General features: G+C 71.0%; 14 protein-coding genes. 8 read left to right on the forward strand and 6 right to left on the reverse strand.

All coding sequences use genetic code 11. From position 1 onward, the window contains the following. On the forward strand, window positions 1-3,681 hold a 3,681-nt coding region (locus tag ACFYXS_RS28555; RefSeq protein WP_389253246.1), incomplete at its 5' end, for a hypothetical protein. An 81-nt stretch (window positions 3,682-3,762) separates the two neighbouring features. Next, window positions 3,763-6,291 carry a right-handed parallel beta-helix repeat-containing protein gene (locus ACFYXS_RS28560; RefSeq protein ID WP_389253248.1) on the forward strand — a complete coding sequence of 843 codons (2,529 nt, stop codon included), beginning with the start codon at window positions 3,763-3,765 and terminating at the stop codon, window positions 6,289-6,291. A gap of 6 nt (window positions 6,292-6,297) precedes the next feature. On the opposite strand, the gene ACFYXS_RS28565 is transcribed toward ACFYXS_RS28560, so the two are convergent. Then, window positions 6,298-6,504 (reverse strand): DUF4287 domain-containing protein, encoded by a 207-nt coding sequence (locus ACFYXS_RS28565; RefSeq protein WP_389253250.1) that lies wholly within the window; start codon window positions 6,502-6,504, stop codon window positions 6,298-6,300. Between the two features lie 101 nt (window positions 6,505-6,605). Beyond that, window positions 6,606-7,109, reverse strand: a complete 504-nt coding sequence (locus ACFYXS_RS28570; RefSeq protein WP_389253252.1) for a hypothetical protein — start codon at window positions 7,107-7,109, stop codon at window positions 6,606-6,608. Between the two features lie 168 nt (window positions 7,110-7,277). On the opposite strand from ACFYXS_RS28570, the gene ACFYXS_RS28575 reads away from it, so the two are divergent. Next, window positions 7,278-7,655: a hypothetical protein gene (locus ACFYXS_RS28575; RefSeq protein WP_389253254.1), complete on the forward strand. Its 378-nt coding sequence runs from the start codon at window positions 7,278-7,280 to the stop codon at window positions 7,653-7,655. A gap of 93 nt (window positions 7,656-7,748) precedes the next feature. Here the strand turns inward: ACFYXS_RS28575 and ACFYXS_RS28580 are convergent, their stop codons facing one another. After that, a complete protein-coding gene (locus ACFYXS_RS28580; protein ID WP_389253256.1) occupies window positions 7,749-8,171 on the reverse strand; it encodes a VOC family protein in 423 nt (140 codons plus the stop codon). A 189-nt stretch (window positions 8,172-8,360) separates the two neighbouring features. Here ACFYXS_RS28580 and ACFYXS_RS28585 point away from each other — a divergent pair, with 189 nt between their 5' ends. The 3 genes from ACFYXS_RS28585 (at window position 8,361) to ACFYXS_RS28595 (ending at window position 10,997) form a co-directional block, all read left to right on the forward strand. Beyond that, entirely contained in the window at window positions 8,361-9,026 is a 666-nt protein-coding gene (locus ACFYXS_RS28585; protein ID WP_389253258.1) for a TetR/AcrR family transcriptional regulator, read from the forward strand. Window positions 9,027-9,359: 333 nt separating this feature from the next. Further along, entirely contained in the window at window positions 9,360-9,533 is a 174-nt protein-coding gene (locus ACFYXS_RS28590) for a hypothetical protein (protein WP_389253260.1), read from the forward strand. Window positions 9,534-9,566: 33 nt separating this feature from the next. Further along, on the forward strand, window positions 9,567-10,997 hold the full coding sequence (locus tag ACFYXS_RS28595) for a hypothetical protein (protein ID WP_389253261.1): 1,431 nt from the start codon (window positions 9,567-9,569) through the stop codon (window positions 10,995-10,997). Between the two features lie 93 nt (window positions 10,998-11,090). Here ACFYXS_RS28595 and ACFYXS_RS28600 read toward each other — a convergent pair whose 3' ends face one another. Beyond that, entirely contained in the window at window positions 11,091-11,447 is a 357-nt protein-coding gene (locus tag ACFYXS_RS28600) for a hypothetical protein (protein ID WP_389253263.1), read from the reverse strand. A 386-nt stretch (window positions 11,448-11,833) separates the two neighbouring features. Between ACFYXS_RS28600 and ACFYXS_RS28605 the strand changes: the two genes are divergently transcribed. Both ACFYXS_RS28605 and ACFYXS_RS28610 read left to right on the forward strand, forming a co-directional pair. Further along, entirely contained in the window at window positions 11,834-13,510 is a 1,677-nt protein-coding gene (locus ACFYXS_RS28605; protein ID WP_389253265.1) for a hypothetical protein, read from the forward strand. A 675-nt stretch (window positions 13,511-14,185) separates the two neighbouring features. Continuing rightward, complete coding sequence (locus ACFYXS_RS28610) at window positions 14,186-14,926, forward strand: hypothetical protein (RefSeq protein ID WP_389253267.1); 741 nt, start codon at window positions 14,186-14,188, stop codon at window positions 14,924-14,926. A 198-nt stretch (window positions 14,927-15,124) separates the two neighbouring features. Here ACFYXS_RS28610 and ACFYXS_RS28615 read toward each other — a convergent pair whose 3' ends face one another. Together ACFYXS_RS28615 and ACFYXS_RS28620 are read right to left on the reverse strand one after the other, a co-directional pair. Continuing rightward, window positions 15,125-15,385: a hypothetical protein gene (locus tag ACFYXS_RS28615; protein WP_389253269.1), complete on the reverse strand. Its 261-nt coding sequence runs from the start codon at window positions 15,383-15,385 to the stop codon at window positions 15,125-15,127. Between the two features lie 853 nt (window positions 15,386-16,238). Further along, on the reverse strand, window positions 16,239-16,781 hold the full coding sequence (locus ACFYXS_RS28620; protein ID WP_389253270.1) for a hypothetical protein: 543 nt from the start codon (window positions 16,779-16,781) through the stop codon (window positions 16,239-16,241). Between the last annotated feature and the right edge of the window lie 38 nt (window positions 16,782-16,819).

A 16,819-nucleotide genomic window follows, 5' to 3' on the forward strand; every position in this document is an offset into this window, starting at 1 on the left:
GGTTTCCGGGTGACGGACGACGCGACGGGCGCGACGACGCGTTACGGCGCCGACGGACGCCCGGTGGAGACGGGCGTGGTCCTCGTCGACCCGGCGACAGGCGCGCGCGGCGACCGGATCGCGGTGCCGGACCTCCAGGGCGGCCACCGGCTCACCGACACCGGTGGCGCCGCGCTGAACGACGCGGTCACCACCCTCCCCGGCAACCAGGGCCTCCGGATCGCGAACCCCACGGGCTACGACAGGTTCGGGCCCGACGGCGCCGTCACCGGCGACGGTCTGCGGCTCACCGGGCGGGACGGCCGCCCCGCCGGTCACGTCGACCGCCCCGCGGGCGGCGCGGCCCACTGGCTGGACGACACGTTCACCGCCGATCCCGCCCGCGTGCTCACGCCTCGCGGGAACGGCGACTTCGAGATCACCCTGCCCGGCGGCGGCCGCGAGGTCTTCGACGGGACGACCGGGCGGTTCCTGGGGGACAGGACCCCGCTGCCCGGCGGCGGCCACCAGGTCACCGCCGCCGACGGCGCGTTCCGGCGCTACGACGGGGCCGCCGTCCACACCGCCGACGGCGCCCCGCTGCCGGGCGAGCCCGGCGGACGCGTCATCGTCACCCAGCAGCCCACCGCGGCCGCCCCGCAGGGCGCCCGCTGGCTGGAGGACAGCGCGGGCAACCGCCTCGCGCACTGGGACGTCACGATGGGGCAGAACAACGTCGTGCGCGCCGGGTTCAACCTGCCCGGCACGCCCCGGCACGGGGAGTTCGTCGAGGTCAGCGCCAACGGCACCCTGGCCCGGCAGTCCTTCAACGTCCTGGACAACGGCCGGGCGACCGGCTTCCGGTACGAGGTCGACCACGTCGCCCACACCTGGCAGCGCACCGACGCCACCGGCAACGCCGTCGGCACCGGTTCCTTCCACCGCGGCGCCGTAGACCGGGCGGGCGAGGCCAATGGCCGGCTGCGCCTGCTCGGCTCGACCAAGGCGTCGGTCGCGGTCTTCGAGCGGCGGCCGCTGCCCGGCGGCGACGTGCTCGACGCGTTCCGCCGCACCGACACCATCCAGTTCGGCCGCACCAACCCCCGTACCACGTGGGCACGGTGGGACCACGGCGGCGAGCCGCTGGGCTCCGGCACCCGGCACTACGACACGGCGGGCACCGGCTGGCGGGACAAGGACGGCCTGCACACCGTGCGCGAGTACCGCGACGGCCTGCAGAAGTACGACGGCCGCGCCGGACACACCCTCGCCGAACGGAACGCCGACGGCACCTGGACCTGGCACCGCTACGACGGCGCCGCCGGGGAACTGGACCACGGCCCGCGCACCCGGGACCCGCACGACTCCGGCTGGACCGACCGCACCCGGGGCGGCGCCGTCGTCCAGCGGCAGTGGGGCATGGGCCGGATGCCCGAGCACGCCGGGCAGTACCAGGAGTGGACGCTCACCCGGGACGGCACGCTGCCCGGCACGTGGGAACGCCAGTCGCCGCACGGCAAGGAGAGCGGCAAGCACGAGGTGTTCGGCGACGGCCACCTCACCACCGAGCGCTGGCGCGAGCAGCGGCCGCCGTCCTGGGTCCGCAACAACTGGATGCGGGGCGCGGGCCGCGCGGACGCGCCCTACGCGCACGTCCTCGGCGACGGCACCTACCAGATGTTCACCTGGGTCAGGGAGTCCCCGACCAGGGCAGGGTCGGGCGTGCGGTACGTCGGCATGGACGGCGGCATCGTGGATCTGGCGGCGGACGGCTCCTTCGCCCGGTCCAGCACCAAGCTGCACAACGGCACGACCCTGAAGGTCGGCGACAACGTCGCGCGTCCGGATCTCCCGGGAGCCGACCCGGCGCACCAGCCGTGGAGCGACGGCACCCGGAGCGGCTACCGCGTCCCGGTGGCGGACGGCCGGCTCTGGGAGGACCGCGTCGTCGCCGGCGGCGTCGTGAACGGGGTCGCCCGCGAGGGACTGCCCGGCGGCCAGGTGCGCGAGTACGCGGCACCGCGCGGCCTCGCGGATCCCGTGGGAGGGGGAGCCTGGGTCACCCGGGACGCGCACGGCAACCTGACCGGGCTGCGCCACGAGGACCCGGCGCACCCGGGCACCTTCGTGGAGGGCACGGGCGCGGTCGACTCGTCCCGCTGGGCCTGGCGCCGAACGGGGCTGGACGGCACGGTCACCACCGGACGACGCGAGTTCTTCCGCGGTTCGAGCGACACCCGGCTGCCCTGGGACGACTCCTACCGGGACTTCGACGCGGCCGGGAACCTGGTCCGCGAGCGCCGCATGCTCGACTCCGGCCGCTACGTGGACGCGTGGCGCGACCCGGCCCCGGGCGGCAACGGCTGGCTGACCGCCAAGTTCGAGCGGGACGGCACACCGGTCGACCCCGGAGCGGGACGCCAGGTCCGCACCTGGTGGGACGGGCACGCCTGGCAGGACCAATGGACCGCCGGGGCACGCCACTTCCGCGACGAACTCGTCCCGCCGCCCGGCCAGGGCGGTGTCCAGCCCGCCGCCGTCAGGCTCCGCGAGACCCCGGTGCACTCCGGAGGTCCGCTGCGGGTGCGCGAGTTCGACACGGGCGCGGCCACCGCGCACTCGGTCTGGAAGGAGTTCGACCACGGCGCCGTCGTCCGGCAGCGCGCGGTCGAGGGACAGGGCTTCCTGGAGACCGACGCCTGGCGCGGCCAGTGGAACCGCTACGACGCGGGCGGCCGGCTCGTCGCCCAGCGCACCGACAACGGCCTGGTCTTCGAGACCGACGCCCTCGGCCGGATGCGGCTGGTCGGCAACGAGTACGACTTCCGCGGCACGCTGACCGAGATCCGCGGCTGGGGCCGCCGGGTCCGCGAGGCCCAGCGCATGCCGTGGTCCGGCACCGCCCTGCCCGAGGGGCCGGGTGCGGGCGCGGCGGCGCTGCGCGAGGCCCGCTACGAGCCGTACTGGCAGACCGTGGCGTACAAGGCGGCCCTGGAGTTCGGTCAGGAGTTCATCCTGGAGTTCGGCGCGAACCTGGCGGTCAACGGCATCGTCGCGGCCGTCCAGAACAAGCCGTTCACCGGCAAGGACGCCCTGAAGGCGTTCGCGAACGCCGCGGTCGGCGCGACGGTCAAGACCGGCCTGACCACCGCGATCCACGAGAACCGGGGCGCGATCTTCCAGGACCTCGGCTCCTTCAAGGCCGGCTGGGCCAACGTCGACAGCGGCAAGCACTGGAACCGCCGGCCCGGCAACCACGACAAGAACTGGGCCAACGAGTGGGGAGGCAACGAGACCCCGACCCGCTGGCGCGGAGGCGTCTACGACTTCTCCTTCAGCGCGGGCAGCAGCGTCATCTCCGGCTGGATCAACGGCAGCATGAACGCCGCGGTGTGGGGCGTGACCAATGCCGACGGCCAGACGGTCAAGCTCAGCGGCGCGGACGCCTTCCTGGACGGTGGCATCAACGCCCTGGCCGCGCTGACCACGGCGGCCTCCACCGCACTGGTGAAGAACGTCTTCGTGATGGGCGGCGGCAGCAGGCTGTTCCACCGGCAGGGCTTCGCGGACTTCTGGATCCAGCTGCCGTTCAAGATCTTCGAGAAGACCATCCAGTCGCTGTACCTGACCAGTGCCTACCGTGCGAGCATCAATCCGTCCTGGTTCCAGGTCCCGCCGCCGGCCGCCGGCCAGAACCAGTAGAAGGACAAGGACACAGCGGAGACGACCGTGGGAACAGCGGCACCGGCAGGACCAGCAGCAGAGCCAGTGAAGGATCCGGACATGACGCGTCACACCGTGGCCCCCAAAGGACAGGGCGGCAAGGGTGCCTTCCACCGGATCGCCGACGCGGTGCGGGCCGCCGCCCCCGGCGATCTGGTGGTGATCGCGCCCGGCACCTGGACCGAGGCCGTGGTGCTCGACCGCGCGGTCGTGCTGGCGGCGGAGCACGGCCGGGGCAGCGTCGTGCTGGCCGCGCCCTCCGGTGACCGGCCGGCGGTCACCGTCGACGGCCCCGACTGCGCCCTGCACGGCGTGACCGTGTGGGGTTCCGACGAGGGCGCCCCGGCCGTCGCGGTGCAGCCCGGTGCCGGGCTGGTGATGGAGGACTGCGCCGTCGAGGGCGGCCGGATCCAGGTCCGCGGCCCGGACGACGAGGAGGCCGGCACGACCGCCGTGATGCTGCGGCGGTGCCGTCTGGAAGGCGCCCGGCTGGCCGGCCTCTACCTCGCCGGAGGGGTCCGCGCGCAGGTGGAGGACACCACCGTCACGGGCGTGGACGGCACCGGCGTCGTCCTGTCCGGATCGGCCCGGCTCGACGCCGTACGGCTGCGGCTGGGCCGCACCACCGGCTCCGGCATCCGGCTGCGCGGCACCGCGCGGCTGCGGCTCGCCGACTCCACGCTGACCGGGACCGGCCGGGCCGGGCTGCTGCTGGAGGACGGTTCCGAGGCGACGGCGGGCGAACTGCGCATCGAGTCACCCGGTGCGGCCGGGGTGCACCTCACCGGATCGGCGCGCGCCGAACTGACCGACTGCCGCATCCGCGGCGCCGCCTCCGTCGGCCTCGCCGTGCAGGACAAGGCCCAGCTCAAGGCCACCGGCTGCGCGGTGGCCGACGCGGGCGCCAACGGGGTGCTCCTCACCGGCGTCGCCACGGCCCGCCTCGCGGACTGCCGGATCGACGGCAGCGCCTTCAGCGCCGTGCACGCGTCCGGCACCGCCACCGGCCACCTCGCCGACTGCCTCGTGCGCGGCGGCGCCGAGCACGGCGTCCACGCCGCCGGGGAGTCGCGCGTGGAACTCGCCGACTGCGGCATCCGCGACGTCGCCATGACCGGCGTCGCCGTGGTCGAGCAGGCCACCGCCACCGTCACCGGCTGCCGGATCGACGGCGCGGCGACCGGCATCGGCGTCGGCTCGGCCACCGGCACCCGGGTGGAGCGCACCACCGTGACCGGCACCAAGGAGATCGGCGTCCAGATCGCCTCCGGCGGCACCGCCGTCCTCACCGGGATACGGATCACCGGGGCGGGCGCGGCGGGCGTCGTCGTCGACAAGGGCGCCGACGCCACCGTCGACGGCGGATCGGTGGAGGACTGCGGCGGGTCCGGAGTCGTGGTGTGGACCGGCGCCCGGCCCACCGTCACCGACCTGCGGATCAGCGGCCCCGCCAAGAACGGCGTCTTCCTCGCTGACGGCGCGGGCGGCACCTTCACCAGCATCGACGTGACCGGCTCCGGATTCCCCGCCCTGCACGTCGGCGCGTCCGCCGACCCCCTGTTCCGGCAGTGCAGGACCCGGGACTGCGCGGAGGCCCTCGGCACCGACGAGGGTGCCGCCCCCCGACTGGAGGACTGCACGGCCGACGGCGTCCCGCTGACCTTCGGCGCGCCCGCCCCCTCCGCCCGGCCCGGCTCCCCCGCCACGCCGGCCGCGGCACCCGGCGAGCCGCGCACCGCGGGGGCCGCCGACGACCAGGACGTGCCGGAGGAGCACCTGGAGGACCTGCTCGGCGAACTCCACGCCCTCGTCGGCCTCGACCGCGTCAAGCACGACGTCGGCTCGCTGGTGAAGCTCATGCAGACGGTCCGCCGCCGCGAGGAGGCCGGCCTGCCCGCGCCGCCGCTCAGCCGCCACCTGGTCTTCGCGGGCAACCCCGGCACCGGCAAGACCACCGTCGCCCGGCTCTACGGCAGGCTCCTCAAGGCGCTCGGCCTGCTGCGCCGCGGCCACCTCGTCGAGGTCGACCGCACCGCCCTGGTCGGCGAGTACGTCGGCCACACCGGCCCGAAGACCACCGCCGCCTTCAACCGGGCGCTCGGCGGCGTCCTGTTCATCGACGAGGCGTACTCCCTCGCCCCGCTCGGCGCCGGCAACGACTTCGGCACCGAGGCCGTGGCCACCCTGGTCAAGCTGATGGAGGACCACCGCGACGACGTGGTCGTCATCGCCGCCGGCTACCCCGGCGACATGGACCGCTTCATCAGCTCCAACCCGGGCCTGTCCTCCCGCTTCGGCCGCACCCTGCTCTTCGAGGACTACGACGCCGCCGAACTGGTCTCGATCGTGGAGCACCAGGCCGAGGAGCACCAGTACGAGCTGACCCCCGCCGCCCGCGCCGAACTCGCCCTGCTCTTCGAGCGCCTGCCGCGCGGCGAGGGCTTCGGCAACGGCCGCTCCGCCCGCCAGATGTTCCAGGAGATGACCGAGCGCCAGGCCCAGCGCGTCGCCGAACTCCCCGCCCCCACCCCCGACCAGCTCATCAGCCTGGAGACCCAGGACCTCCCGATCCCGGCCACCCCGTCCTGACCCGCCTCAGCCGTCGCTCCCCTCGGCCCGCGTGTGCGCCACCAGCGCGTTGGCGTGCCCGAGCCCGTACTCGGCCTCGAGCCACCCGACCAGTTCCATGTGCCGCGTCAACGGCGAGGACCTGATCAGTTCCTTCCACTCCGCGACCGGCCGCCCGTACTTCGTCCCGATCGAGGGGAAGTAACTGGCCGGACCCTTCACCGGTTCCGTCATGGTTCCACTCCTGTCGTGTGCGTCCCTGCCCTGCACGCCGGAGGGGCGGCGGTGAACTGAGCGGTGACGGCGGAGTGATGCGAGTCACGCCGGGTGCACGCTCAATTCGGGGGAAACGGCCTGCGGGTGTCGTCGAAACCGGCCGCGAGCAGGTCGGCAGAGGTGAACACCGCCTCCGAGCGGGCGCCGAGGACGTGGGCGGCGATCGCGTCCAGGATCTCCAGGTGGGCGTCCCGCGAGAGCGCCACGGACTCCTCGATGCGGCGGCTCGCCTCGAGGATCCGCTCACCGCCCGGGCCGATCTGCTCCACACGACGGACGAGCAGTCCTGCCTCCAGGTACCCGGACCAGGGGGTCCGGATACTGAGGTAGGACCGGGCGGTGCTGCCGAACAGCATCAACAGCGTCCGCGTGCCGGAGTCCGCGGCCCTGCGTGCGTCCAGTACCGCTTCGAAGCGTTGCTCCAGCGCCGCCTCAAGGCCCTGGTAATAGGCGGAGAGCGCCGAGTTGACGTCGTCGTCCTCAGGTTCGTAGTCACCGAATCCGCTCGCCGGACCGGCGAGAACGTGGAGCCGGCATCGGATGAACGCGTCCCGGTCGTACACGAATGAGGCTCCGAACGTGTTGGTCCAGGCGGCAGCGCACGCGCTGAGGGCGAGACGGCCGGTCTTGTCCCGCCCAGCGTAGAAGCGACCGGACCGGCCGCGCGAAGCACTTTCCTGGGGCCCCGTTTGCCGAGGCGTGGTCGCCCGGCCCATGAGAGGGTCGCTCCCGTGACGGAGTCCTGGGCGCTCGACGACGACCCCCGCGTGCCGCTGACGCCGACGGCGGTCCTGGGGACGCTCCGGGCGCGGATGGAGGCGGGCCGGGCTGAGACATGGCTGACCGGCTCGTCCGGCCGCCTGCTGACCGTCGTCACCAACACCGAGCGGGCGATGGTGGCGTTGCTCGACGGCGAAGGTGACCCCGGCGGCCACGCCGTGGACCCGGGAGCCGCGGGAACGAGCCGGGGCTTCGTCCTGTCCAACGGGCAGCACGACGCGTACGCCGACGAGGACACGGTGCCGCTCGCGGAGGCGTTCCGCATCGTTTGGCACCTCGTCCGCGAGGGATCCCCACCCGCCGACGCGTCCTGGACGGTCGATCGCTGACGACGCGGCGTGCTGTCGGGCTGCCGGGCCTGTTTCCCGGCGTCGCTTGCCGAGGCAGGGCCGGCCGCCAGGAGTCCCGCCCGCAGGCGCGTCTCAGGCCGGGCGCCGGGGATTGACGGCCTTGTTGACGACCTCGAGCCGGTTGCCGTCGAGGTCGGTGAAGTTCGCCGCGTAGTAGCCGGGGCCGAAGTGCGGACGCGGGCCCGCTCCGCCGTCGTCCTGACCGCCGGCGGCCAGGGCGGCGGCATGGGCGGCGTCCACTTCGGCCGGACTGTCGGCGGCGAGGCCGAGGTAGAGACCGGTCTCACCCGGCTTCCGCTCGCGGAGCCAGATGCTGGCGCCGACCGCCGTACCCGTTCCATAGACCCGGTCACAGAGTCCGAAGAGGCTGGGGACACCGGGAGTGTCGGATTCGTAGGCGCCGATCTCTTTCCACCCGAGCGGCTGGAGCGCCGCGAGGTAGAAGGCGCCCGAGCGGTTGAGGTCACTCACCGGGATGTAGACGTGGTCGATCATGGGGGAGTCTCCTTCGGCACGGTCAACGGTCAACGATCTTTGTACTGTGTCTCCCCCTGCCTTGCTTGAGGGGAGGGGGAGGGGCCATCAGGCCGGACGGAGTGCCCGCCGACCGCGGCGGTTCGGGCGGGGAAGCATAAGGGACCGGCGGTCGGATATCAAAAGACTGGGGGTCCGTAACATGAGGGCATGACTTTCCAGCGCGCACGCAGCGAGGAACAGCGGGAGATCCGGCGCCAGGCGATCTTGAACACCACGGCCGCGATGCTCGACACCATGCGCGTGGGCGAGGTCGGTCTCAACGCACTCAGCGCCCAGGTGGGCCTGGCCAAATCGAATGTGCTGCGCTACTTCGAGTCCCGCGAGGCGATCCTGCTGGAACTGCTCGACCGTGACACCAAGCAGTGGCTGGGCGGGCTGTCCCGGCAGCTGGCCGACGCGATCGACGCGGGTGCCCCGGCCCGGGAGCGCGGCAAGCAGCTCGCCGCCGCCCTCGCCGACTCCCTCGCCCCGCACCGAGTGCTGTGCGACCTGCTCGGCGCCCAGGGCGGTGTCCTGGAGCACAACGTGTCCGCCGAGACCGTCGCCCGCTACAAGTACGCCATGGTCGACAACAACGGCACCTTGAGCGAGCTGGTCCGCGGGCACCTGCCCGAACTCGACACCGACGCCGCATGGAAGGTGTCCGGCATGGTCTTCGTGCTGGCCGGCGCCCTCTGGGGCCAGACCCAGCCGTCCCACAGCGTGCGCGCCGCCTACGCGGCCGACCCCGAACTTGCGGCGCTGTGCTGGGACTTCACCGAAACGCTGGCCGACACACTCGCCACCCTCATCGCGGGAACCCTCGCCCCGTAACGGCGCGCCGGCAGGTCGCCGACGCGCTCCCGGGGTTGAGGTGCCCGCCGGTTGTCCCGGCGCCAATGTCCCCCGCCCCACGCCGACTTGCCCCGTACGCGTGGCCATGGCCCGACTCGTCCCCCGCGCCGATCCGCCCTTCGGGCCGGTTCACCTCGATGTTTCCCGCACGCCACCGAAGCGTCATCACGCACCAGCACAACTACGCCGCACTCCCGTGTGTCTCACCCCACGTGAATGCATCCTCCCGCAGCGGGCGCGCCCTGCCGGCGGCATCCACGGCGTCTGCCGCGGCGATGCCGAGCACGGTGCCGCTGCCCACCGCCGGGAGGGGTGCGGAGCTCGGCCACCCGGCCGACCATCGTCTGCACCATCAGCACGCACGACGCGAACGACTCACTCGATCTTGAGGTGGCCGGAGCCGCGTCCACCACCGCCCTGCCGGACGGCACAGCCGCAGGGACCCCGGTGGGCACGGACGCGTCGGCCGTCCACCTCGATCACTGAACACTGATCACACTGATCACTGAGGAGTTATCCATGCGAGCGAGAGCCCTCGCCGCCGCCACCACCGGCATAGCAGTCGCCGCGGGTTTGGTTCTGGCCGCCTCTCCCGGCACGGCCTTCGCCGACGGCACCCGGCCCCCGGACCACTGCGCCGCGCCCACGGGCAACGGGCCTTCGGTCCCCACGAGCCTTTACAACGGCCCCTTCGCGGAAGACTCCCCGTGGGGGGACGACGGCACCCCGATCCAGGTCTTCGTCGGCCAGACCGCGACGCTCGCCGGTTATCTCTACTGCGCGCCCGAGGGCGCCAAGGTGCAGATCACCCGTAAGAACACGGACGGCACCAGTGCCGTGGTGGGGACGGTGACCTCCACCCCGATCGACGCCATCGGCGCCACGTGGTCGTTCGACGACTCGCTGCCGGCGGGCTACTACACCTACACCGCCACCTACCTGGGCGACGACACCCACCTCCCCTCCGACGGCACCCGGGTGATGCGCTTCGTGCGCCACCCGGTCTCGATCAAGCTCACCGCCAACACGCCGAAGTTCGAGCTCGGCAAGGCGAACCGCGTCACGGTCACGGGACAGCTCACTTCCGCCGAGGGCCTCGCGATCCCGAAGGGCCAGAAGGTGGGCGTCCGGCTGGCCCTCAACCCCGTCAACGACGCGCCCGGCACGCCGTTGGCGCCCGCGGTGACGACCGACACGTCGGGGCACTTCGCCTTCCCGCTGGACATCCGCGCGGAGGGCAAGTACCAGCTGCAGCTGAGCTACGCGGGCACCGCCGACCTGTCGGGCGCCTCGGCCTCCGCGAATCTGAACATGACGCGGCTGACGCCCCAGCTCACGGTCAAGACCGACCGCTCGCTCTACGGCTACAAGGCCAAGGCCACGGTCACGGCCCACCTGGGCACGACCTACACAGGCCGGACCGTCGGGCTGTTCGCCACGCCCGTCAACGGCAAGCGGGTCACCATCAGGACCGCCAAGGTCGACAAGAACGGCAACATCTCCGGCACCTACGCGGTCAGCCGGAGCACCAGGTTCTCGGCGTCCTTCTCCGGCGACGCCCGCTACGCGCCCGTCTCGGTCTCCGTCGGTACGAAGACGAACGCGCTCATCCACGGTACGGCCGGCGGCTACGTCAGGACGACCGCCTCCGGGGGTCAGACGTACAAGGTCTACCACCACACGTCCTCCGCGAAGTTCGCCATCGACGTGGCCCCGGCCGCACCCGGCCAGTGCGTCCGCGTCCAGCGGCAGACCTTCACCGCCGGGGCGTGGATCGGCGGAGACATCAACTGGAACAGCTGCGTGAAGCTCAACTCCAAGAGCGCCGCCACCTACAGCCTGCCGCTCGGTGCCATGAACCAGAGCCGGGTGCGGGTGCGCTTCCTGTACGACACCGTGTACAACGCTCCGACCTACAGCGCCTGGCAGTACATCGCCGTCGTCAGCTGACGGCCGCGCTCCGATCAGGACCCGCCGCAGGCACCGGGACGACAACGGCCCCCGACCGGAACCACCGGTCGGGGGCCGTTCGCCCGCGGCTGATCACCAGGAGAACCAACCGGGAGTGGCCGAGTGGACCTGCGGCGTGCAGTCGCAGACGGTCCCGCCGAGGCGCTCCGCCGTCATCCCTGTCGCCCGCCGCCCGTCGCCCGCCGCCCGCCGTTCGCCGGCGACGGCCGTCAGGAAGACCCCGGCGAGCAGCGCGAGAGCCACCAGCGTGAGGTGGTCCAGAGCGGGTGACGGGTGGCACAGCAGGTACCGGCGGCCCGACCGGAAACCCCGCACCCGCTCGAAGAGCGCGACCGACCCCAGCGCGGAGCCGAACGCGAAGACGTGCCACGGTCGTCCACCGAAGTGCCGACCAGCCTTCGCACCGCTTGCGGCGCCCCCGCCAGCCACCTTGCTCCGAGGTGCTGCAAGAGATCCAGTCGTCGTTGTTCCGATGGCGGTCCAGCCCCACAGCCTCGAACACACCGAACTGCCGGAGGGCGAGCGAGATCGGGCTGACCGTTCGTGAAAGCCACTTCTTCGCCGGCGTATCCAGTGGCCCCACCGCCGGCGCCTCGTTGCTCGCCGACGCCGCCGAAGCACTCGGCCTCGACATAGGCGACGGGCCCCGCAACGGACCACTGGGCGGGCGGCTGCCGCACGGACGTGCGGGCTTTCGTGGGCGCCGGCTCCGGATGTGCGGCGGGGTCTTGTACAACTCTTGGCGGGTGCAGCGAGTCTGAGAGGGCATGAGAACTGAAGAAGGGCTCCGTCCTCCCAGGCGGCGCATGGCCGCAATGGCGACTGTGACGGCCATTGCGGCGGGGATGCTCGGGGGGCTGCCCGTCGCCGCGCACGCGAGCGGGAACTCCGTGCCGTACATCCACCAGGTGGACAAGGCGCACGACGCGAACAACGCCGTCGCCCTTGAGGTGGATGTGGTGTCCAGTGATCCCGTGGCGTCGGTCTCCGCGACCATCAGCCAGAACGGGAGTGTCGTCGCCACCGTGCCGGCGGAGGCGTTCCACCAGACGGACGGTGGCAGGAACTGGCTTGGTGTGGATGACCCGTACACCACCTGGATCGCGTCCGTCCCCGCCGGTGTGGCGCCGGGGAATTACCAGGTGAGCTACGAGGCCGTCGACGCCGGGGGTGACACCGGCTCGGGCAGCGGGTTCCTGCCGTACGTCGACAACTCCTACATCAGCGTTCAGACCGCTCCCAGCGACTGGGCGCATCCGTTGGTCATCAAGGGCAAGTACCTCCGCCTCCACCCGGACGGGACCCTGATCGCGCCCATCCCCGGCAAGGTGACAGCGAAGCAGCAGTCACTCGACCCCACCGACCCTGAAGCGGCCGTGGGGCAGGGCACCGCCGGGGCGGACGGCAGCTTCAGCATCACCCCGGCGGACTACGCCGCCTACAGCAACTACTACCTGTATGTGCACGGGGTCCCCGACGACACCTCGGAGCAAGCCGCCGACAGCGGTTACAGCCAACCGGCCCTGGTGAAGAGCGAGACCCGGATCAGGCTGGACAAGAGCTCCTTCACCACCCAGTACGGGAAACCACTCCCGGTCAGCGGTGTCGCCGAGTACTTCGACCAGACTCTGCAGGCATGGAAGCCGCTGGTCGGGGTGTACGTCCACAACAGCGGCCTTTCGCTTCCGGCCGTCACCAACTCCTCGGGCCGCTTCACCATCACCTACTCAAAGGTGCTGGGCGATATCAGCGACGGGATCGAGATCGGAAACGCCCCCGGCCGCTCCGATCCCTGGACTGTCCCGCAGTACCTGAAGACCAGCCGCGCTTTCCTGACTGTCAACGAGATCGACGCGACCACCCTGCGCCTGACCAGCGCGTCCATCGGGGCGGACTCCGTTCTGAAGCTGGCCGGCCGGATCACGGCCGTCTCCAATGTGCGGATACCCAGCGTGGCGATCCAGCAGTCGCCCGACGGCAAGACCGGCTGGAAGAACATCGGCGCCGCCACGACCACGGCCAACGGCTCCTTCTCCTGGAAGAGGCTGCTGACCACCCCGCGTGGCTACTGGCGGGTCCGCTACAACGGTTTCGTCGATTCGAACCACGTATACCCGGGCCCTCCCGACCACACGGCGGCGACCAGCCCGGTGAAGCACCTGGTCCGGACCGTGACCCGGTTCACCGGGTACAAGGTGTCCCCCGCCCGTGTGGCGGCGGGACGGCCGATCACGGTGAGCGGCACCCTGCAGAGGCAACCGGGGACCACCACGTTCAAGGCGTTCGCCGGCCAGAAGGTCAGGATCTACTTCCGGCTGCTGAACTCCAAGGCGTTCACGTACAAGGGAACGGTCACGACCGATTCCCACGGGCACTTCAGCAAGGCGTACAAGGGCCAGTGGACCGGCTACTGGCGAGCGGTGTGGCGCACCCCCGACAGCCACTCCCTCGACGCCGTCTCCAGCCAGAACCGGGTCAACGTCACCCACTGACCGATGACCGCTGACCGCTGATCACCCCGCCACGCACCAGCCTGTTGACGCAGGTGGGCGCCGTACGCACAGGCGTCCACCTGCGTTCAGGCACGTCCGTGTGCCCGGAACAGCACTACCCGGCGTGAAGCAGCCCCGGAACACCATTCACCGCCCTGGCCACGGGAGTCCCGAGCCTGGTTGGTCGCGGTGCTCCATGTCGAGAAAGAGCGGCGGCCGCTGTGGGGAACCGATCACGACCGCACGACTGCGGTCGTACCGATCGGGGCGGGAAAGGATGCGGGGCCGATCGTCGGCCGGTCGACGGCGCAACGGAGACCAGAACTGAGACCACAAACCTCGAAGGGCCCCACCGCGACCGGTGGGGCCCTTCGACAACGTGCCCGGTGAGGCACTGGCGGAGGATACGAGATTCGAACTCGTGAGGGGTTGCCCCCAACACGCTTTCCAAGTCTGTTGGCCCTGGCTGGCGACCTGTCCACGACTGTCCGCCCGCGTCCGAGCTCGTTCAGCAACTCAGCTCGGGCCTGCCGCCGTGCCGGAGTGGACGGCCCCGGACGGCTGTGAATGAGACGGAAACTGAGACGGGCTGACCATCGGTGCTGGCTGGCTGTCTCTGTGCGGCGGACCTTATGGGCGACGCCCAGACGGTCTCTCTGATCTACGATCCCGCGCATGACCAGGTTCTTCGTCACGGTGTGCCTTCCGCCGACCAAGCCGCGGAAGCTTTCGGGAGCGATAGCGGCCGCCATGGCGCCGTACAACGCCAACCTCACCGACGACTGGAACCCGGTCGGCCAATGGGACTGGTGGATCATCCATTGCGATGCGGAGAGCCCTTACCTCGTCCTACCCGCGCACGACGGCGACCGCAGGCTCGTCAAAGCGTCGACCGTCCCCCACCGGAAGGCCGAGCTCGATGCCCTCGGGCCACTGGAGTGCTACGGCGGGCCTCGGGGCCTGCTTGATTTCGACGCCATGCGGCGCCGGGCGGAGAAAAGGCATGACGCCCTGTTCGCCGCCTGGCAGGAACTGACCGCACTACATCCCCCGGCCCGCCCGCTGGCCGACTTCGTCGCTCGCCACGAGTCCGATCCCGGTGGCTACTCCCTGGCGGACGCCAAGGAAGAGCATCTGCTCCAACCTCTGGTGCAGGACGTGGCGCAGCGCGCCGCCACGGGCGACCCGCACTTCGACATGTCATTTCTGCTCAACGACCCGGTCGCGTACTTCACACAGGAGCATGAAGAGGCCCGGCAGTCGTCGGTCCGAAGCGCCGTGCCCGGCTTCGCCCTCGTCACCCTCGACGGCAGGTGGACGGACGCGGAAACCGACGGCTACTGGGAGCAAGCCAACAGCTACCTCGACAACCTCCACGGCGAAGCCGTCGTCGTCGACCTACTCTGCCACTACTGAGCGAGTTCCCGCATCGCTGAGTTCATGGCGACAACGTAGGTGCTACGGGCGCCAGTTTGGAAGACGCCGTATGCGGATGGCCGCTGACCTGGCAACTCCCTTACCTGGGCCAGAGCGAGGTTGGCGCCCCTGTTCCCCGTGAGTCCCCGCAATGTCCCGCCCGAACGGGCACGCAGCGGGCACGGCCATGAGGACCGTCTACACCGCTCGGCGTAGTCGCAGCTCGTGAAGCCATGCGAGTACCTGCGCGTCGTCGTGCAGGAAGCCGCCCGTAGCGCCCGCAGGAAGATCAACGCCGTGCAAGAGGTCGACCGCCCACCATGCAAGGTCATCCCAGACAAGGTCGCTCTTAGTCACCCAGTGCGCTGCCCATCGATCGGCGTCGTCCCGGCTCAGCCGCCCCTCGACAAGAGCAACAAATCGGTCTTCGATCTCATCAAGCGTCGGCTGGACATCCATACTCCGAGCCTACGGGCAGGGCCGACTAGTTCTTCTGGAAGTGGTGAGCCGCATCTCCCACCTGCGAACTTCTACCTCCGTGCATTACTGACCTGCGCCGACGTGCGCGTTGGCTGTCATTGTCGGTCAACGCTGGTTTCCTTCGGACGGCCCCAAGACGGCCCGGGCAGGCCCGTCCGATCAGCTTGAGGTGGCTCGGCGGCGTCGCCGCTCCCGCCACCGGCGCCCCCTATCGGATATCGGCCCACCAGCCATCAGCAGACCCATGAAGAATGCACAGTCTGCGAGACTCTCGGCCGCGCCCAGCAGTCGCGCTATGCCCCACGACACGAGTGTCAGCAATGGCCAGGCGACCAGCACTGGGCCCGCCATTCTCCGCCACAGCGGGCGCCTCTCTTCCATGTGTCGGAGGCTACCTGGCCGGTGCCGCGCGGTTCTCACGCGGGCGGCGTGGAGCGGCTTTGGGCTGGAGCTGCCATGGGGCGAGAGATCGGGGCCCGTAAGCTTGCCGCGACTCGGGCAGTTCGTTGACCTGCCCGCAATAGCCCGATGTGGGCCCCGATCTTCGAGGCTCGCCCCATGGTGGCTGCCTAAAGCATCGGAGCGCCGGCCGCCCCAGCCACCGCGGTTCTCACCTCATGCCCTCGGGCCTACCTGGTGGGCGCGCGGCGGCGGACGGCGCGCCGAGCGGGGCGAAGACTGGAGCGTGGGCGCGGCCGGACGTCGGCCGCGCGCCCGGCGGAGCGTGAGCGACGCCGGGTGCCTTGATGAGGTAGAGAAATCTGTAACAGGCCTGGTCAGGGGGCAGCTGTGGTGGTCAGACCCGGCGGTGTGGTGCTGCGGGAGCCGTTGTTCATGCCTCACGGTGGAGGCGCTTGGTTACGGCCGCAGTGTGGCGTCGAAACTGCTCTTGCCCGAGTTGTCTCATCCCGAGGTTGCGGAACAAGCGCTCCACGAGATCGTGGACCAGCAGGTCCGGATGGGTCCGCGTCAGCTCGTCCAGCGATGATTGGGCGAACTTGAGGATCGCGGCCAGCAGATCAATGAACGAGCAGGACGCCGTGCGCTGATCGTGGGGAGTTGACAGGGTGACAGTGGAAGTGTCTCGGGACAGATTGACGGTCCCGCGTTGTTCCGCCAGTTCGACGCGTGCCTGAGCTCTGAGAGCCAGTTCGTCCAGGCCGTAGCGCCAGGACTCGATGAAGTCGATGACGGTGGCGCGGGCGAACGGAAACTCGGTGTCGCCAACGCTGATGGAGGCCTTCCCGAAGAAGCTCTGCTCGCGGATCAGCCATTCGGGCTGGGCCTGTAGGGCCTTCCAGCCATCGCGAGACAGAACCTTGCCCGCGATCCCGGCGTCGCCCGCCTGCCAGGTCACCGTGACGTGGGGATTCAAGGTTGTGCGCCTCCTGGTCCTACTCGGACGGGGTCCGA

This window comes from Streptomyces sp. NPDC002574 (genome assembly GCF_042889545.1).
Taxonomy (GTDB): domain Bacteria; phylum Actinomycetota; class Actinomycetes; order Streptomycetales; family Streptomycetaceae; genus Actinacidiphila.